The following is a 17,686-nucleotide window of genomic DNA, read 5'->3' on the forward strand; positions in this document are numbered from 1 at the left end:
TAGGGCCTAGCCGCCTCGGACGATGTAGCTCTCCAACTGCCTTCGGTCGACCTCGAGCTGCCGGATCCGCGCCGCGACCACGTCTCCGATCGTGACGATGCCGACGAGCGCCCCGTCGCGCATTACCGGCATGTGCCGGAACCTGCGTTCGGTCATCAGCTCCGCGACCTGTTCGACGGAGTCCTCAGGCGTGCAGGAGATGACGGGCGAACTCATGACGTCCCCGACCCGGCGCTGGAGCAGGGCCGCGCCTTCGGTGTTGAGGTGCCGGACCACGTCGCGCTCGGACACGATCCCTGCGACTGCACCGGCTTGCTCACCGGACGTGCCGTCGGCGCCGGCTTGATGGGCGGGCGTCCGGCCCGTGCCCGCAGCCTCGCCTGGACTGAGCACGACGAGCGCCCCAACCTTGTGTTCGGCCAGCGAACGCAGGAGCTGGCTGATCGAGTCATCGGGTCCAATCGTCACGACCGACGCGCCCTTGTGCTTGAGAAGATCGGCTATCAGCATGCGGACCACCTCCAGAAGGCAGCGGAAACTCCGTTCGGCATGACGCTAGCAGTGATCGGCGTCACTGGCAGCGGCCTTGATCATTTTCTGTCGCGCCAGTCGGTCGGGCTGGCGATTCCGCCCGGACCGTAGGCTGGGGACATGTCTGCACCAGGCCTTGGGCCGGCCGAACGGTACGCCCAGGCCCGGCGTCGGCGGCAGTATCCGACGCTGGCCGACTTCCGGTCGAGCTACCCGTTCGAACTCGATCCGTTCCAGGTCGAGGCGGCCGAGGGACTGGAGGACGGCTACGGCGTTCTGGTGTGCGCACCGACCGGAGCGGGCAAGACCGTGGTGGGCGAGTTCGCGATTCACCTGGCCCTACAGCTGGGCCAGAAGTGCTTCTACACCACACCGATCAAGGCCTTGTCGAACCAGAAGTACAACGACCTCATCCGCCGGTACGGCAGCGACAAGGTCGGCTTGCTCACCGGAGACAACGCGGTGAATTCGGGTGCGCCGATCGTCGTGATGACGACCGAAGTCCTGCGGAACATGCTCTACGTCGGTAGTCCGGCACTGACCGGCCTCGGCTACGTCGTGATGGACGAAGTGCACTATCTCGGTGACCGCTTCCGGGGTGCGGTCTGGGAGGAGGTCATCATCCACCTGCCGGCTTCGGTCCGGCTGGTCTCGCTGTCAGCCACGGTGTCCAACGCAGAGGAATTCGGCGACTGGCTCGTCGAGGTCCGCGGTGACACCCGGGTCATCGTCCATGAGCAGCGGCCGGTGCCGCTGTGGCAGCACATGATCGTCGGAACCAGACTGTTCGACCTGTTCAGTTCCGAACAGGTCGAGCGCGGGACCCAGAACATCACCGTAGATCCCCAGCTCCGCAGCTACATCCGGGAACGCGCGCGCTTCGAGGCACCGGACCGGCGCCGCGGCGCCAACTCGCGGGACCGCCACCGGCCGCCGCACGGACCGCGCTGGCACCCTCCCCATCGGGCGGACGTGCTGGCCCGCCTGGATCGGGACGGGTTGCTTCCCGCGATCACGTTCATCTTCAGCCGGGCTGGTTGCGACGCCGCGGTACGGCAGTGCGTACTGGCGGGGGTTCGCCTGACCACCGATGAGGAACGCGAGCAGATCCGCGGACTGGTCGAGGAACGGACCGCCAACCTCGCGCCCGACGACCTCGACGTGCTCGGTTACTGGGAATGGCTGGAGGGCCTGCAGCGTGGCGTCGCCGCGCATCATGCCGGACTGATCCCGGCGTTCAAGGAAACCGTCGAGGAGTTGTTCGTCCGCGGCCTCGTCCGGATGGTGTTCGCCACCGAGACGCTGGCGCTCGGCATCAACATGCCGGCCCGGACGGTGCTGCTCGAACGGCTGGTGAAGTTCAACGGAGAGGGCCATGTCGAGCTGACTCCGGGCGAGTACACCCAACTCACCGGGCGTGCCGGGCGGCGCGGCATCGACATCGAGGGCCACGCCGTCGTGCAGTGGGGACCTGAGATCGACCCCGATCAAGTGGCCGGGCTGGCCTCCACCCGGACATTCCCGCTGCGTTCGTCCTTCCGGCCCAGTTACAACATGGCGATCAACCTGGTTGCGCAGGTCGGGCGTGACACCGCGCGCGAGCTGCTCGAGTCGTCTTTCGCCCAGTTCCAGGCGGATCGTTCCGTCGTCGGCATCACCCGTCAGGTGGTCAAGAATCAACGCTCCCTGGACGAATATCGATCCAAGATGGCCTGCCATCTGGGGGACTTCTCGGAATACGCGGCGATTCGGCAACGCATCGGCGAGCGCGAATCAGAGCTCGCCCGTGCCGGCGCCAGCCAGCGCCGTGCCGCCGTCGTCCAGTCGCTGGAGGCCCTGAGGATCGGCGACGTCATCCGGATCCCAACCGGCAAACGGGCGGGCCTGGCGGTCGTGCTCGACCCCGGAGCATCGGCGTTGGCCGACGCCCGGCCGATGGTGCTGACCTTGGATCGCTGGGCCGGACGGATCAGCTCCGCGGACTTCTCGATCGCCGCCGAGGTCCTCGGTCAGGTGCGGGTACCCAAGCATTTCAACGCCCGCAACCCAGGCGAACGGCGTGACTTGGCCTCCTCGCTGCGCAACCTTCGCCTTCCCGACGGCGAGCCTCGCGGGCGGCGCCGCAGTCGAAGCGCGGCCGCTGACGACCAGGTATTGACCGATCTTCGCGCCGAACTTCGTGCGCATCCTTGCCACGGGTGCCACGACCGGGAGGAGCACGCGCGCTGGGCCGAGCGCTATCACCGCCTCAAGCGCGAGAGCGATGCCCTACAGCACAAGGCAGAACGCCGCACCCACTCGCTGTCGCGGACGTTCGACGCGATCTGTGCCCTGCTGACCGTGCGTGGCTACATGCACCCGCACGTCATGACGGAGGTTCCGGCCCCCGGCGAGCCGGTGGCCGAGAAGATCACTGCCGACGGCCGGCTGCTGTCGCGGATCTGGTCGGAGGCAGACCTGCTCATCGCCGAGTGTCTGCGCACTGGTGCCTGGGACGGACTGAACGCCGCCGAGCTTGCCGCGGTCTGCTCCTCGGTCGTGTACGAGGCTCGACGGGAAGAGACGAGCGCCCCCAAGCTGCCGCAGGGGGCGAGCCGCGCCGCGCTCGCCGAGACGGCGCGGCTGTGGGGCGAGTTGACCGAACGTGAATCCGAGTACGGCCTGCCGATCACCCGCGAGCCCGATCTGGGCTTCGTCTGGGCCAGCTATCGGTGGGCTCGTGGCGACTCGCTGGACAAGGTGCTCACCGCGTGGTCGGAGGACGGCACGACGGTCCCGGCGGGCGATTTCGTCCGATGGGTCAGGCAGCTTCTGGACCTGCTGGAGCAGCTGGCCCGTTCCGAGGCCGTGCCGGCAGCGATTCGTACGACCGCAGGTGCCTCGATCGCCGCGCTGCGCAGAGGTGTGATCGCTCAACAGCTCTGACGGCTGCGGGGACCCTCCGGCCAGCGCAATCCGGTCAGCGCAATCCGGTCAGCGCTATCCGGCCAGCGCTATCCGGCCAGCGCAATCCGGTCAGCGCTATCCGCTCAGCGCAATCCGGCCAGCGCAGTGCGAAGCCGGTCGATGGAACTGCCCAGGCCGAACTCGCTGCCGAGGGCATCCAGCATCTCCGGGTCGGCATCCGGACCTGGCAGGCGGTCGTCGACCTCGCCGACGTCGAGGTCGGTCCGGCCGCGCACGACGTCGGGCGCCACCTGGAGGTATTCCTGCGCCTTGAGGACCTTGGTACGAATGGTGGGACTCATCGATTCCTCACCCGTCACGGCCAGCGCCAGGATCTGCTCGATCGTGCCGAACTTGCTGACGGCAATCGCCGCGGTCTTCTCGCCGATGCCGGGCACGCCGGGAAGGCCGTCCGAAGGATCACCGCGCAGGACCGCGAAATCGGGGTACAGCGCGGACGGGATGCCGTACTTTTCCTGCACGGCTACCGGCGTGAGTTCCTCCAGCTTCGCCACGCCCCGGCCGGTGTAGAGCAGGCGGACCTTGTCGGTCACCACCCCGATGAGGTCCCGATCGCCGGAGACGACGTCCACAGCCTGGCCCGCCTGGTCGTAGCGGTGGGCCAACGTCGCGATCACGTCGTCGGCCTCGAAACCCATCACACCGAGCGAGCACAGTCCGGCCGCTTTGAGTACCGCCAGCAGGATCGGGACTTGCGGTGTGAGCAGGTCCGGAACCTCCTCCACATCCGGTTGACCGGCGGGCGTGACGGCGACGACGCGATGGGCCTTGTAGCTGGGCACGAGGGCGACCCGGAACGCCGGACGCCAGTCGTAGTCCAGACAGGCTACGAATCGGTCCGGGCGATACCTGGTGATGAGGGTGGCGATCATGTCTGTGAAGCCCCGCACCGCGTTGACGGGCATGCCGTTGGGTGCCTTGACCGAGTCGGGCACCCCGTAGAAGGCACGGAAGTACATGCTGGCCGAGTCGATGAGCATCACAGTCACCCGAGCACGATAGCCTCGCCGGGTGGTGTGCGTGATCGGGGAAGCCCTCATCGACTTGGTGGCCGAAGCCGGCCCGGGAACAACGCTGTCCGGCGGCTCGGCCGACGGTGCCCGATTGTTCCGAGCCCATCCGGGCGGCAGCCCGTTCAACGTCGCGGTCGGGCTGGCCCGGCTGGGCCAGGTCAGCCGGTTACAGGCCCGACTCGGCTCGGACGCGTTCGGGCGCCAATTGCGTGCTCACGCGCTGGCCAACGGCGTGGACCTGTCCCTGGCCGTCGACGCCGCCGAACCGACCACACTGGCGATCGTCGGCCTGGACGAGCAGCGCAACGCCACCTACGACTTCTACCTCAACGGCACGGCCGACTGGCAGTGGACGGCCGAGGAACTGAACCGTGCCGACGATGCATCGGCACCCGCGGACTGGGTGCACACCGGCTCGCTCGCGTCGTGGACCGATCCCGGTGCCGCGGTGATCGGGGACCATCTGTCCCGGATCCGGCAGACCCGGCCGACCGTCGTCTCCTACGATCCGAACATCCGCCCCTTGCTCATGCCCGACCACCCCGTCGCCGTGGCGAGGGTGGAGGCCTCGGTCGCGCTCGCACATGTCGTCAAGGCCAGCGCCGAAGACCTCGAGTGGCTCTACCCCGGGCGCGAGGTCAGCGCGATCCTTCAGGCGTGGCGGGATCTCGGGCCCTCGCTTGTCGTCGTGACCGACGGTGGCAAGGGTGCACATGCGATCGCGGGTGAGGGCGAGTTGCTGTCGGTGCCCGCGCGCCCGATCACGGTGGTGGACACCGTGGGGGCCGGCGATGCCTTCATGGCCGGGCTCGTCAACGCGCTCGTCCGCACCCGGCTGTTGCCCGCGGCGCTCACCGCCGACAGCGTCCGCCCGGTACTTGCGGAGGCGATCCTGGTGGCGGCGCTGACCTGCTCACGGGCCGGGGCCAATCCGCCCACCGCCGCTGAGCTGATGGCGGCCACCATTCTGAGCTGAACCGGCAGAGCCGGAGCGAGTCAGGAAGTCGCAGCGGTGGTGTCGGCGTATTCGCTGGCCGAGGCGACCGTCGAACCGCGCACGACTAGTTCGGTCTCCATGACCACGTCCGAGGGCTGAGCGCTGTCGGGATTGGTGAGGCTGGCCAGCAGCATCGCCGCCAGTTTCGCCCCCTGCTCGGCCACCGGTTGCCGGATCGTCGTCAGGTCGAGCAGGCCGGCAGTCTGGTGATCGTCGAAACCGATCACAGCGATGTCCGCGGGAACGCGCAGTCCGGCTCGACGGATCGCCCGCATCGCACCGTAGGCCATCTCGTCCGACTCGGCGAAGACCGCCGTCGGCCGTTCGGGCAGGCCCAGCAACTGGACCATCGCGGCCTCGCCACCTTCGACCGTGAAGTAGCCCAGCCGTTCGAGCGACTCGTCCGGCGTGATGCCGTGGGAGATGAGCGCGTCCCGGAAGCCGGTGAGCCGATGGTGTGGGGGAGTGAACCGCATCGGGTCATCGGTATCGCCGCCGATCAGTGCGATGCGGCGATGGCCGAGACCGACCAGGTGTTCCACCGCGGTCTGGGCGGCGGCCACATCGTCGATGCGAACCGAGAAGAAGCCGGGATGAGCGGCACCGAGCACGCCGATCGGCAGCTCCAACGACTTCAGCGCTTCCACTTCGTCCTCGGTCAGCGCCAGGCTCACCACGACCACGGCATCGACCCGTTTGCGCACCGGCAGGATGGAGAAGAACTGCTCCCGGCCCTCGCTGCTGCCCAGGTTGTGCAGCAGGAGGTCGAAACCGCTCTGGCTGAGCACCGACTCGACCGCGCCGAGGACCTCGGCGAAGAACCACCGGTGGACGAACGGCACGACCACGCCGATCGTCGAGGACCGGCCGCTGGCCAGGCGGGCGGCGAAGGGGGAGGCGACGTAGTCGAGTTCCCGCGCGGCGGCCAGGACCTTGTCGCGAGTCGCGGCGGCTACGTCGGGCAAACCACGCAGTGAGCGTGACACCGTCGCGATCGAGACGCCCGCCAGCTTGGCGACATCTTCGATACTCGCAGCCATCGTCCCCGCCTCCCTGAAAATCTTTACAGCACGGTAATCCATGGCTCAGGTCTGGCCTAGGTCGGGCTGGTCCGATTGCTGGCAGACTGCTCCGAATGCGGATCCTGCTTACCCGGGGGCGCGTCCATACCGGGCGCATGTCCGGTGCGAACGCGCCTACGGCGGGCTCGGCCGCTGACCTGGAACTGGGCCAGGAGTCGGGCCAGGAGTCGGGCCAGGAGTCGGGCCAGGAGTCGGGCCAGGAGTCGGGCCAAGCGCCCGCTTCGGCGATTCTGCTGGACGGCGAGCGCATCGCGTGGATCGGTGACGCGAGTGCGGCCGCGGATCTCGCGGTCGACCAGATCGTCGATCTCGACGGCGCCCTGGTCACCGCCGGCTTCGTCGACGCCCATGTGCACACGACCGATGCCGGACTCTCGTTGCTCGGTCTGGACCTGACCTCGGCGGCGGATCGTCATCAGGCGCTGGACCTCGTCGAACGGGCCGCGCGGCGTTCCGGCGGCCGGCCCCTGCTCGCCTCCGGTTGGGACTCCTCGCGCTGGCCGGAGGACCGGCCGCTCACCGCGCGGGAACTGGACCGGGCCAGCTATGGGGGAGTGGTGTACCTCAGCCGAGCGGACGGGCATTCGGCGGTCGTGTCGTCAGCGCTCATGGCCGCCGTGACGGGGTTGGCGCGTCTGGACGGCTTCGGCCCGGACGGCCTGCTCACCGGGGCAGCCCACCATGCCGCGCGAGCCGTGGCCCGGCAGGGGCTGTCGTCGCGGCACCGCGAAGATCTGCAACGGGCCGCGCTGACCGCCGCCGCAGCCCTGGGCATCGTCGCGCTGCACGAGATGGGCGGACCCGACATCGCCGGCGCGGACGACCTGGCCGGCCTGCTGGCATTGGCCGACAGCGAGCCCTGCGCTCCCGAGGTCTTCGGATACTGGGGCGAGCTGGGTGGGGTGCGCACCGCGCAAACCCTCGGCGCGATCGGTGCGGGTGGCGACCTGTTCTGCGACGGGTCGTTCGGCTCGCACACCGCCGCACTTGATCAGCCCTACGCCGACGCGGCATCGTCGGGAGGTTTGAACTGGGGTCTGGACGAACTGGTCGCGCACATCGAGGAGACCATCCAGACCGGCCTGCAGGTCGGCTTTCACGCCATTGGCGACGCGGCCGTGGCGCAGGTCGTCCGGGCCCTCGGCCGCGCCGCCCCGGGCCGGATCGGCGCGGACCGGCTGCGAGCGTCGCGCCCGCGGCTGGAGCACGCGGAGCTGGTTCCCAGCATCACGGCACTGGCCGGGGCGGGCATCGTCGCGTCCGTGCAACCGGCATTCGATGCGACGTGGGGTGGGGAAGGTGGCCTCTACGAACGCCGCCTGGGATCCGAGCGCGCCCGCCGAACCAATCCGTGGGCCCAGCTGGCACAGGCCGGAGTGCCGCTCGCCTTCGGCTCTGACGCACCCGTGACGCCGATGTCTCCGTGGGCCGCGGTGCGGGCGGCGGCCCGGCCCCGCTCATCGCCGGGGGCCATGAGCATTGCGGCTGCTCTGTACGCCCACACCAGGGGCGGCTGGTTCGCCGCGCGCGCCGAGCGCGACGGCAGCGGCCTGCTCGATGTCGGTGCGCCCGCCAGCTACGCCGTGTTCGCCGCCGACGACCGGGGCTGCGGCGGGTTGCCCGCGCTCGATCCCGCTGAACCGCTGCCACGATGCCTGCGTACCGTGGTCCGAGGCCGAGAGCTGTTCGACTCCGGCGAACTGACCCACCGGAGCGTGGCGAGCGGAGGAGGCCGATGAGATCGTCGATGCGCATTCGCGTCCCGGCCGCCTTCATCGCCGGACTGATCGGCGTGTTCGCGTTTCCCCCCTTCGGCCTGTGGCCGCTGGCGTTCGTGTCGACCGCGGGGCTGTCCATCGTCGTCCACGGTCGGCGCCCGCGGCAGGGAGCCTGGCTCGGGTTGGCCTTCGGTGCCGGTCTGTTCGGGCCGATGCTGCACTGGACGGCGACCTTCGTCGGGTCCGCTCCGTGGCTGATCCTGGTCTTCTCCCAGACCTGGTACGTCGCCGCGCTGGGGGCCGCCCTGCCCGTCCTGCAGCGCAGACGGCTGGGCCCGCTCTGGGCCGCCGCCGGCTGGGTCGGCGAGGAGGCTCTGCGCGACCGGCTGCCCTTCGGCGGATTCCCCTGGGGGCGGTGGGCCTTCAGCCAGTCCGTCTCCCCGCTGAAGTGGTTCGCGGCACTGGGCGGCGCCCCGCTGGTGACCTTCTCCGTAGCTCTGATCGGCTGCTGTCTGGCTCGCGCCGTCCTCGGCGTGCGGGATCCCGGCAGCGCGCGGGATCAGGGCAGTCCGCCGGACCCGCTCAGCTCGCCGGATACTGCCCACCCGCGCGGCTCGTGGTTCGCTCGCCCGGCCCGCTTGGTCCCGGCCGCCGGCGCGGTCACGGTGCTTGCGCTCGGGCTGGCGCTCTGGCTCCCGCTGCACCCGACCGGCACCCCGCGGAGCACCACCATCGCCGCCATCCAGGGGGACGTCCCGGACCGGGGTCTGGAGTTCAACGCGCGACGCCGGCAGGTGCTCGACAACCACGTAGCCCAGACCATGAAGCTCGCGGCCCAGATCAAGGCCGGGACGGTGCCGAAGCCGAGCCTGGTGTTGTGGCCGGAGAACGCCTCGGACATCGACCCGACGACCAATCAGGACGCGGCCGGCGAGATCCAGCAGGCCACCGACGCGGTAGGCGTGCCGATCCTCGTCGGTGCCCTGCTGGACGGTCCTGGTCCCACCCACGTCACCAACGCCGGGATCGTGTGGCTGCCTTCCTCGTCCACCACGCCCGGACCGGGACAGCGCTACGTCAAGCGACATCCGGTCCCGTTCGGTGAGTACATGCCGCTGCGCTCGATCGCCCGGAAAATCACCAGCAAGGTCGACCTGGTCGCCCGGGACATGGTCGCGGGTTCCGGAAACGGCCTGCTGACGCAGACCCCGTACCCGGTCGGTGACGTGATCTGCTTCGAGGTCGCCTACGACTCGCTGGTTCGTTCGTCGGTGCGGGCGGGGGCCCAGATGCTCGTCATCCAGACCAACAACGCGACCTTCGGCCACAGTGGCGAGACCTATCAGCAGCTGGCGATGAGCCGTCTGCGGGCGGTGGAGCACGACCGGAGCGTCGTCCAGGTCGCGACCAGTGGGAAGTCCGCGGTGATCGCGCCGGACGGCTCCGTCCGGCAGGAATCCGGACCGCTGTTCACCGCCGATGTGATCGTGCAGAGCGTCCAATTGCGGACCACCACGACGCTGGCGACGCGGCTTGGCGCCGTGCCGGAGTGGTTGTTCACCGCTCTGGCCCTGCTGGGCATTGCCCTCACCGTGATCCCGGCTTCTCGACGCCGCGCCCGCGTCACCTCGTTGGTGCCGGCGGCCTCATCGATGCCTGACAAGGAGGACGGGTGAGCTCATCGGATTCGGGTAGCGCCGCCGCGCTGCCCGATGCGCTGCCCGACGCGCCCCGCACGGTCGTGGTGATCCCGACCTACGACGAGGTGGAGAACCTGCCGCTGATCCTGCAACGTCTGTTTGCGGCGAATCCGGAGGTGCACGCGCTGGTGGTCGACGACTCCAGCCCGGATGGCACGGGCGAGCTCGCCGACTCCCTCGCCAGGGACGACGACCGAATCCACGTCCTGCACCGCGAGGCGAAGTCCGGCCTCGGCGCGGCCTACATCGCGGGCTTCCGCTGGGCGCTGGAGTGCGAGTACGACCTCGTGGTCGAGATGGATGCCGACGGTTCCCACGCCCCCGAGCAGCTTCCGCGCCTGCTCGCCGGAATCCGGCACGCCGACCTGGTGCTCGGCTCCCGCTGGGTTCCAGGCGGCACGGTCGTGAACTGGCCCCGGTCCCGTGAGCTGCTCTCCCGCGGCGGGAACCTGTACACCCGGATACTGCTCGGGCTGGATCTCAAGGACGCGACCGGCGGTTACCGGGTCTATCGCCGTTCGGTCCTGCAGACCATCGAGCTGTCAGGGATCGCGTCACAGGGCTATTGCTTCCAGGTCGATCTGGCCTGGCGCGCCGTGCAAGCCGGATTCCGGGTCGTGGAGATACCGATCACCTTCGCGGAGCGGGAACGGGGTGAGTCGAAGATGAGCGGGACCATCGTGCGGGAGGCTTTGCTTCGGGTGACCGAATGGGGCGCCGGCCACCGCGTGGCCCAGCTGCGGTCATTTGTGCGCCCACCGGGGCGCTGACGTAGCAGAGCGAACGAAAGCCCGCACCCGATGTTCCGGATGCGGGCTTTCTACTTGCGGCCTGGCGTGCAGGCGCGCTGTCAGGCGGATTTGGTCGACTTGCCAGACCCACGGCGAGCGCGCAGGACGTCAAGGCGCTCGGCGAGAACTTCTTCCAGGTCGGCGATGCTGCGCCGCTCGATCAGCATGTCCCAGTGCGTGCGCGGGGGCTTGACCTTCTTCGCCTCGGGCTCGGGCCCGTCGATCGACTTGGCGACGGTGCCGTCGAGGCGGCACTCCCACGTCGAAGGCAGCTCGGCCTCGTCGGAGAAGGGCACCGCAAATTCGTGGCCACGCTCGCAGCGGAACTTCACCAGACGGCGAGGCGCCGGCTCGGCGGCGTATTCGGTTTCGTAACTGATTGCGCCGAGGCGGCTGCCTCGGAGAACACGATCGGCCATGTCAGATCACTCCTCACCCACATCGGGGTACTGCGCCACCAACGAACGAATCACAGGGATGATTCCCGTGCAGTGGGACGGTGCGCACGCGGTCACTCGCAACACGAATTGCAAACGCTTTTATCATATCGCAGCTTCTAAGTGAAGGACGAATCGTTGCCGGTGTGTCAACGGTGAGTACGCTCTGCGCGAACGGTTGGTTCACCCGGAGCGGCGTCGTCGAAGGTGAGCTGTCCACGGCCGACCCGTTCACCCGGTTCGCCGAGATCGCCACTGCGGTAATGGGCGCGGCAGAGCACCTGGTAGCGCACCGCGTCGTCGACCGCGGTGTCGGCCACGACCACCGTGTCGCCCTCGCGCACGACGCGGTTGTGGACCACGCGGGCGTTCTGCTGCCCGGGCCGCCCGCACCAGCACAGGACCTCGACCTGGATCGCCGATATCTCGTCGGCAAGTTCGATGAGTCGCTTGGCTCCCGGCAGCAACCGGCTCCGGAAGTCGGTCGACAGCCCGAAGCAGTAGACGTCGACGTGGGACTCGTCCACGAGCTCGGCGAGCTGATCGACATGCTCGGGGTTGAGGAATCCGGCTTCGTCGACGATCAGGTAGTCGACCCGCCGGCCGGCCGCCCACTGCTGTCGCACCAGCCGCACCAGGTCCAGTTCGTCGGTCACCTCGATCGCATCGTGGGCCAAGCCGACCCTCGTCGTGATGGTCGGTCGGCCGGACCGGTCGTAACGGGTCAGAACGAGCCCGTGCCGGCCCTGCCGCGCGTGGTTGTGGTCGATCTGCAAGGCGAGAGTGGACTTTCCGCAGTCCATCGGGCCGTAGAAGAACTTCAGATGCGCGGGCATCGCGATCGCGCGGCGGTTCCCGGCCGCCGGCACCGACGCGAGGGCACTGGAGAAGTCGGTGGGACGGTCTTGGGTGCTGTGCGCGGCGTCGGTCACGGATCGGCACGCTACTACGGCGATGTTGCCCCGCTGGGCCGACAGCCCGCCTCGGTGGCCGGGTTCGGCCCCGCCGCACGGCGCACGCGACGTCAGACCCGAGCCGGAACCGTGTTGCCCGCCTGCTCGATACCGGCACGGAGGGGCACCCGTAGGAGCAGGACGAAACCGACGACGAAGAAGACCACGAGCGAGGCCAATGCGCTGCGATAAGAGCTGGTCAACTGATAGGCCAGACCGAAGATCAGTGGTCCCAGCCACGAGGTACCGGAGTCCGAGATCTCGTAGAAACCGAAGTACTCGGCCTCGCTGCCGGCCGGGATGAGCCGCGAGAACATCGACCGGGACAACGCCTGACTGCCACCCAGGACGATCGCCAGCGCGATCGCCAGTGCGTAGAACTGCCAGGCAACGCCGACCTGGAGCAGGTAGGCCACACCGATGAGCCCCAGCCAGGCCACCAGGGATCCGAGCACCACGCGCTTGGCCCCGTAGCGCGCTGCGAGGCGGCCGAGCCAGATCGCGCCGCCGAAGGCCACGAACTGGACCAGCAGGATAGCCGGCAGGAGCACGGTGTCGTCGAGGCGCAGTTCTTTGTCACCGTACTGCGCGGCCACCGTCGTCACCGTCTGGATGCCGTCGTTGTAGATGAGAAAGGCGATCAGGAACGCGAGCGTATGCGGGTAGCTCCGGATGTGGGCAATCGTATGGCGCAGCTGTCGAAAACCCGCGCCGACGATCGATCCGGGCACCTGCCGCTGGGCGCTCGAAGGCAGACCGCGCAGCATTCGCCACGGCAGGACATTGAACAGCGCCCACCAGACTCCGGCGCCGCAGAGCGAGATGCGCGCCAGCCACGCATCCGAGTTCAGCAGCAGGCTGAGCACGAAGTCGGCGGCGAGCAGCACTCCACCGCCGATGTAGGCGATCGCCCAGTTGAAGGAGGAGACCCGGTCACGTTCCTCGGTGTCGGACAGGTCGACGAGCAAGGAATAGTTGACCACGGTTGCGCAGGAGTAACCCACGAACGCCACCACGTACAGCGCGGCGCCCAGTTGCCAGGCGCGGGCGGTCACGCCGAGCATGGCCGTACAGGCGGCGGCCGCGAGCCAGCCGAAGCCCAGAAGGATCTCGCGCTTTCGGCCGGTTCGATCGGCGATCGCGCCGACCACCGGCATGAGCACCACCAGAAGAATTGTGGAGGCTGAAACGGTATAGACGAACAGGCTTCCCGGCGCGATGGGAATGCCGAGCACGTGTATGCGGCCGTTCTTCCCGACGGCATTCTCGGCCACGGCGGTCAGATAGCGACCCATGAATACGGTGGTCACGATGGTGGGAAAGACGTGACTGGCCCAGCCGTAGAGGTACCAGCCCCGTAACTGGCGTTGTCGCCGGAGCAGCGCCGCTGCTGTCCCACCGGCCGCGTCTGCGGTGCTCACTGGTTCCACTCGCCACGCTCCCGAAGTACCTCGCGCAGCAGGTCCGCGCGGTCGGTCATGATCCCGTCGACGCCGAGATCGAGAAGGCGGATCATCTCTGCCCGCCGGTTGATCGTCCATACGTGGACGGCTATTCCGAGGTCGTGGGATTGCGCCACGAACGCGCGGTCCACCAGCGGCAGCCAGCCGGCGTGGGCGGGCACTTGGGCGGCCATGTCACCGGTTTTCCCGCGACGCAACGAGGCCAGCAGCCGTTGTCGAAACGGTCCGCGCGCCTGGCTGGCCGTTTTGAGCCGCAGGATCTCCGGCGGGGACATGCCGGTGGCCACCGTCGGGCCGGCGGCATCGCGCAAGGCGATAAGTCGGGAGTGGGAAAAGGCGGCCAGTCGTACCCGTGACTCGGCCTTCGACGTCCTCAGCGCATCGAGCGTCGGCCCGATAGCAGCGTGTGATTTGACGTCGATGTTCCAGTGCACGTGGGGGAAAGCGGCCAGTAGTTCGGATAGTTCGGGGATCGGTTCACGCCCGAGGATGCGCGCGCGCCTGATCACGTCGGCGCTGCTCGTCACCAGCCGGCCGGTCGAGTTGGTCACCCGGTCGAGCCTGTCGTCGTGGAAGGCGAACGCCACACCGTCGGCGCTGACTCGGGAATCTGTCTCGAGGTAGTGGAACCCCAACTCGACGGCGGCGCGGAAGGCGGCGAGCGAGTTTTCGGCGCCTGCGGGGGAGAAGCCCCGGTGGGCGTAAGCGATGGGGGACACCCGGCCACGGTAACGAGTCTGTGACCGGGTCGCCCCCAGGGCCCGAGTAGACCGGCGATGAAGCTGACATAACGTGTCAGGCGGTCCCGCGGACCGACCGATCGGCATGGTCCGGGGCCAGGCGCCTGCCGGACCATGCCGATCGAGTCGCGACCGTGTCCGCGTCGGACCGCCTGCAGGACCTGACGGTCCGTTGGGCGTTCCCGCTCACGGGCGCGAACATCAAGGTCTTACAGCCGTGCGAGCGACACAAGGGCCGAGCGCGAGCTGCATAAATTTCCTACCCTGCGTTCAGTGCCTGTCCGAGCGGGTCCACCGACATTTGAGTTATCCGATAATCGACATTATGTCAGTTCGACCAACGGCGGCCGGAACATCTGCCCCGCACCCACTCGATGGTTAGGAGACCGGACCGCGAGATGAGCAGCTGGCCAGGTCCGCCGCTCCGGGCGTCAACGAGATTGCGTTCGCGTGGACGACCGAGCCATCGGCCGGGTTGACGGTGACGACGGATCCATCGCCGGCCACCGCCGATCCGTGCTTCGTTCCGGTCACCGATATCGCGAGACGTCCAGACCGGTCGAAGGCGATGCCGCTGTATGCGCCGCCGAGGTCGGGCATCGTGGCGATCCGGTGTGGCTGAAGCACCTGCGTGCCCGAGCCTGCTGATGGCGGCGGCGCGTATCGAACCAGCGGACCGGACGAGTAAGTGATGGACGTGGCGCCGGCGATGAAGCCATTGCTGACCGCGTACAGGTTGCCGTGTTGGTCGAATGCGATATCGCCGTTCGAGTACAGGCCGTCCAGCACGGCGACGCGGCCGAGGAATGTCTCGGTCCTGGTATCGAATCCGTAGAGCGGCCAGGGGGTTGCGTCGGTGGTGTTGCGGGGATTGGCATGCGGGCCGACTTGCGCGAAGTAGTAGATCCCGTTCACGGGGTTCACCGCGCCCGCTACCGCCGCGCCGGGAGGCAGGGCCACCGGAAAGTCGGTCGTGGTGCCGGAGCGAATGTCGTAACGGTGTACCGCCCGCCCGCCGAGATACCACGCGTTGTGGCCACGGCCGGGCGGCAGGGCAAGCGCGTTGTTGGCAGAGCGCACGGCGTTCGGGATCTGGCCGACGGCTGATTGAGCACCAGATCTGAGATCGATCTTCTCGAAGCCACCGGCAACGGTCAAGGCATAGATTGTCCCACCCCCACAGGTGAAACTGGCGGTGTCGGCCGACGCTGTCGTCGGGCTCGCCGGTGAGATCAGGGCCAATGCCAAGCCGGAAATGCCGGCAAGCATGAGCTTTCGCCTTCTCGGCGCGGCCATTCGAGCCATACCTGGCCGACTGCCGTGTGCTCCGGTTCGAGTGCTGCGGATGTCCATACCTGCTCGCTCCCTACTGTTTCGGGTCAAAACCCAGCGGTCATCTGGCGGTAAATCACACCTAGATATGACGGCGGCTGATCCAAATCGTTTCGCAGAAAACGGCGTAGACGTCGGTGACGGGTGCGGCGATGCCCGCTCGAGAAAGGGTGACCGTGGTCGTTTCTCTAGCGATTCGGGTTGTTCTTCGTGCGCTCGATCGACTCGGCGATCTTCTTGATGCGCCGCAGTCGCGCATCCCAGTTCGCTCCCACCGTCGCCAATTGCGCGGCGGCGCGAGCGAGCTGCTCCTCATCCACCTGGTACCGCCGTTCGCGGCCGGCCGGCGTGGCCGTGACGAGCCCGACTCGGTCGAGAACGACGAGATGTTTGGCTACCGCCTGCCGGGTGACGGGCAGCCGATCACTGAGGGATGTGGCCGTCGCCGCACCGTTGGCCAGGAGCAGGTCGAGCAGTTGTCTGCGCATCGGGTCACCGACAGCCGACCAGAGCTCCTCGCTGATCGGCGGGGTCACCGCCGGGGCACCAGGCGCGCGACGTAGTCCCCCAGCCGAGGCAGGTAGTGGTCCCAGCCGGTCACGTGCTCCTGGTACTCGGCTTCGAGCACGGCGACGTCCCATCCGCGTTCGCGAAAACCGGTTTCGATCATGCGTAGTGCGGTGCCGTCGCCGTCCGGGGCAAGCTCGAAGCTCACCAGCAGTGAATTCCGCTCGGTGGCGGTTTCGTCTTCGGGATAGACCCAACGGAAGGAGAACAAGCGCGGGAACACCGCGTCGACAACGGTGATTGCGACGACCTTCGCGTCGAGATCCGCGCGATCGCCGAACACCAACTCCCCCACTGCGCCCGGCCTCGCCTCGACCTGCGCGTCGTCTGGCCACCACTGGCGCAGGTGTTGTGGGCTGCTGATCACCTCGAAGACGATCTCCGGCGAGGCGTCGATCTGAATCTCTCGTTCAAGTCGTCCGTACTCCATGAACTGATTCCCCTTCCGCAACTAGTGGTTGCGCATACGATAGGCGGACTTCGACTGAAACGCAACAATAGGTTGCAGATGTGCGCGGGCGACCCGACGGCGATCGATCCGTGACACCGCCGCGCCACGCGAGTTCAGACTGACGGCGTGGGCGGTGCTCCGGCGTCGAAATATCCGGACACCGCGGTCGCTTCGAGCTCGTCGTCGCGTTCGACTCGTGGGATGAGCCCCGCCGTGGCGAAGATCTGGACGGCCGTGGCGGCTTGCTCCTGGCTGGTCTCGATCATCAGGCGGCCACCGGGACGTAGCCACGTCGTGGCCTCGGCCGCGATCCGGCGATGCAACACCAGGCCATCCTCACCGCCGTCGAGAGCAATCAGCGCTTCGTGCTCGCGGGCCTCTGGGGGCATGTACGCGATCGCGGCGGAGGGCACGTAAGGAGCGTTCACAACGAGCAGATCCACCCGTGCGCGCAAGGTCTCCGGCAGCGGGTCGTAGAGGTCGCCTTCATAGACGGTGGCGCCGGTCAGCTCCAGATTGCGCCGCGCGCAGCGCACCGCTGAGGGATCGATATCACTCGCGTGCAGTTCAAGCGGTGCCACCGACCTGGCCAGCACCAGAGAGATTGCCCCGGTGCCGCAACACAATTCGAGGACGGTTGCGCCGGGCCGGATCGCGGCCACCGCCTGACGGGCGAGGAATTCGGTGCGTTTGCGGGGCACGAACACCGGTGGGATCACCGACACCCGGAAGCCACAGAACTCCGCCCACCCCAGCAGGTACTCCAACGGAAGGCCCGCGGTACGTCGCTCCACCAGACTCCAGAGCGATTCGTCGCTGTCCGCTGCCGCAAGCAGCAGGTCGGCCTCGTCCTCGGCAAACACACAGCCCGCTGTTCGCAGCCGAGCGATCACGTCCCGGCGCTGATCGCCGGCCGTCATGGTCTGGCGCGCCTGCCAGCGACC

General features: G+C 68.1%; 16 protein-coding genes. 5 read left to right on the plus strand and 11 right to left on the minus strand.

What is annotated here, in order from left to right; translation table 11 throughout:
• Window positions 1-6: 6 nt before the first annotated feature.
• On the minus strand, window positions 7-510 hold the full coding sequence (locus tag M6D93_RS10090) for a CBS domain-containing protein (protein WP_249769009.1): 504 nt from the start codon (window positions 508-510) through the stop codon (window positions 7-9).
• A gap of 141 nt (window positions 511-651) precedes the next feature.
• Between M6D93_RS10090 and M6D93_RS10095 the strand changes: the two genes are divergently transcribed.
• Window positions 652-3,456 (plus strand): DEAD/DEAH box helicase, encoded by a 2,805-nt coding sequence (locus tag M6D93_RS10095; protein ID WP_249769010.1) that lies wholly within the window; start codon window positions 652-654, stop codon window positions 3,454-3,456.
• Between the two features lie 104 nt (window positions 3,457-3,560).
• Here M6D93_RS10095 and M6D93_RS10100 read toward each other — a convergent pair whose 3' ends face one another.
• Window positions 3,561-4,478 carry a 5'-3' exonuclease gene (locus tag M6D93_RS10100; protein WP_249774196.1) on the minus strand — a complete coding sequence of 306 codons (918 nt, stop codon included), beginning with the start codon at window positions 4,476-4,478 and terminating at the stop codon, window positions 3,561-3,563.
• A gap of 31 nt (window positions 4,479-4,509) precedes the next feature.
• Here M6D93_RS10100 and M6D93_RS10105 point away from each other — a divergent pair, with 31 nt between their 5' ends.
• On the plus strand, window positions 4,510-5,487 hold the full coding sequence (locus M6D93_RS10105) for a carbohydrate kinase family protein (RefSeq protein ID WP_249769011.1): 978 nt from the start codon (window positions 4,510-4,512) through the stop codon (window positions 5,485-5,487).
• A 20-nt stretch (window positions 5,488-5,507) separates the two neighbouring features.
• On the opposite strand, the gene M6D93_RS10110 is transcribed toward M6D93_RS10105, so the two are convergent.
• Window positions 5,508-6,548 (minus strand): LacI family DNA-binding transcriptional regulator, encoded by a 1,041-nt coding sequence (locus M6D93_RS10110; protein WP_249769012.1) that lies wholly within the window; start codon window positions 6,546-6,548, stop codon window positions 5,508-5,510.
• Window positions 6,549-6,643: 95 nt separating this feature from the next.
• Between M6D93_RS10110 and M6D93_RS10115 the strand changes: the two genes are divergently transcribed.
• The 3 genes from M6D93_RS10115 to M6D93_RS10125 are packed head-to-tail and all read left to right on the plus strand — an operon-like array spanning window position 6,644 to window position 10,778.
• On the plus strand, window positions 6,644-8,329 hold the full coding sequence (locus M6D93_RS10115) for an amidohydrolase (protein ID WP_249769014.1): 1,686 nt from the start codon (window positions 6,644-6,646) through the stop codon (window positions 8,327-8,329).
• Window positions 8,242-9,984 carry an apolipoprotein N-acyltransferase gene (gene lnt / locus M6D93_RS10120; RefSeq protein ID WP_430667188.1) on the plus strand — a complete coding sequence of 581 codons (1,743 nt, stop codon included), beginning with the start codon at window positions 8,242-8,244 and terminating at the stop codon, window positions 9,982-9,984. Before M6D93_RS10115 ends, lnt begins: the two co-directional genes overlap by 88 nt.
• On the plus strand, window positions 9,981-10,778 hold the full coding sequence (locus M6D93_RS10125; protein ID WP_249769018.1) for a polyprenol monophosphomannose synthase: 798 nt from the start codon (window positions 9,981-9,983) through the stop codon (window positions 10,776-10,778). Before lnt ends, M6D93_RS10125 begins: the two co-directional genes overlap by 4 nt.
• Window positions 10,779-10,858: 80 nt before the next feature.
• On the opposite strand, the gene M6D93_RS10130 is transcribed toward M6D93_RS10125, so the two are convergent.
• From M6D93_RS10130 to M6D93_RS10165, 8 genes are all read right to left on the minus strand, one after another.
• Complete coding sequence (locus tag M6D93_RS10130; protein ID WP_249769020.1) at window positions 10,859-11,218, minus strand: RNA polymerase-binding protein RbpA; 360 nt, start codon at window positions 11,216-11,218, stop codon at window positions 10,859-10,861.
• Between the two features lie 167 nt (window positions 11,219-11,385).
• Window positions 11,386-12,168: a thymidine kinase gene (locus tag M6D93_RS10135; RefSeq protein ID WP_249769021.1), complete on the minus strand. Its 783-nt coding sequence runs from the start codon at window positions 12,166-12,168 to the stop codon at window positions 11,386-11,388.
• A gap of 92 nt (window positions 12,169-12,260) precedes the next feature.
• A complete protein-coding gene (locus tag M6D93_RS10140; protein ID WP_249769022.1) occupies window positions 12,261-13,610 on the minus strand; it encodes an MFS transporter in 1,350 nt (449 codons plus the stop codon).
• Window positions 13,607-14,371, minus strand: coding sequence for a glycerophosphodiester phosphodiesterase family protein (locus M6D93_RS10145; protein ID WP_249769023.1), 765 nt, complete (start codon window positions 14,369-14,371; stop codon window positions 13,607-13,609). Before M6D93_RS10145 ends, M6D93_RS10140 begins: the two co-directional genes overlap by 4 nt.
• 399 nt (window positions 14,372-14,770) lie before the next feature.
• Window positions 14,771-15,661: a hypothetical protein gene (locus M6D93_RS10150; RefSeq protein ID WP_249769024.1), complete on the minus strand. Its 891-nt coding sequence runs from the start codon at window positions 15,659-15,661 to the stop codon at window positions 14,771-14,773.
• A gap of 251 nt (window positions 15,662-15,912) precedes the next feature.
• The gene (locus tag M6D93_RS10155) at window positions 15,913-16,212 is read right to left on the minus strand and encodes an ArsR/SmtB family transcription factor (protein WP_347343609.1); all 300 of its coding nucleotides are present in this window, start codon (window positions 16,210-16,212) and stop codon (window positions 15,913-15,915) included.
• Window positions 16,213-16,256: 44 nt separating this feature from the next.
• The gene (locus M6D93_RS10160) at window positions 16,257-16,721 is read right to left on the minus strand and encodes an SRPBCC domain-containing protein (RefSeq protein WP_249769026.1); all 465 of its coding nucleotides are present in this window, start codon (window positions 16,719-16,721) and stop codon (window positions 16,257-16,259) included.
• Window positions 16,722-16,855: 134 nt separating this feature from the next.
• The gene (locus M6D93_RS10165) at window positions 16,856-17,662 is read right to left on the minus strand and encodes a putative protein N(5)-glutamine methyltransferase (RefSeq protein ID WP_249769027.1); all 807 of its coding nucleotides are present in this window, start codon (window positions 17,660-17,662) and stop codon (window positions 16,856-16,858) included.
• Window positions 17,663-17,686 lie beyond the last annotated feature (24 nt).

Origin of the sequence: Jatrophihabitans telluris, from assembly GCF_023516435.1 — a bacterium.
Classification (GTDB): Bacteria; Actinomycetota; Actinomycetes; order Mycobacteriales; family Jatrophihabitantaceae; genus Jatrophihabitans_A; species Jatrophihabitans_A telluris.

Coding starts and splice junctions, on each gene's coding strand:
- M6D93_RS10090 (WP_249769009.1), bottom strand. CDS start 510: ATGCTGATAGCCGATCTTCTCAAGCACAAGGGCGCGTCGGTCGTGACG.
- M6D93_RS10095 (WP_249769010.1), top strand. CDS start 652: ATGTCTGCACCAGGCCTTGGGCCGGCCGAACGGTACGCCCAGGCCCGG.
- M6D93_RS10100 (WP_249774196.1), bottom strand. CDS start 4,478: ATGCTCATCGACTCGGCCAGCATGTACTTCCGTGCCTTCTACGGGGTG.
- M6D93_RS10110 (WP_249769012.1), bottom strand. CDS start 6,548: ATGGCTGCGAGTATCGAAGATGTCGCCAAGCTGGCGGGCGTCTCGATC.
- M6D93_RS10115 (WP_249769014.1), top strand. CDS start 6,644: ATGCGGATCCTGCTTACCCGGGGGCGCGTCCATACCGGGCGCATGTCC.
- lnt (WP_430667188.1), top strand. CDS start 8,242: ATGCCTGCGTACCGTGGTCCGAGGCCGAGAGCTGTTCGACTCCGGCGA.
- M6D93_RS10130 (WP_249769020.1), bottom strand. CDS start 11,218: ATGGCCGATCGTGTTCTCCGAGGCAGCCGCCTCGGCGCAATCAGTTAC.
- M6D93_RS10150 (WP_249769024.1), bottom strand. CDS start 15,661: ATGCTTGCCGGCATTTCCGGCTTGGCATTGGCCCTGATCTCACCGGCG.
- M6D93_RS10155 (WP_347343609.1), bottom strand. CDS start 16,212: ATGCGCAGACAACTGCTCGACCTGCTCCTGGCCAACGGTGCGGCGACG.
- M6D93_RS10160 (WP_249769026.1), bottom strand. CDS start 16,721: ATGGAGTACGGACGACTTGAACGAGAGATTCAGATCGACGCCTCGCCG.
- M6D93_RS10165 (WP_249769027.1), bottom strand. CDS start 17,662: ATGACGGCCGGCGATCAGCGCCGGGACGTGATCGCTCGGCTGCGAACA.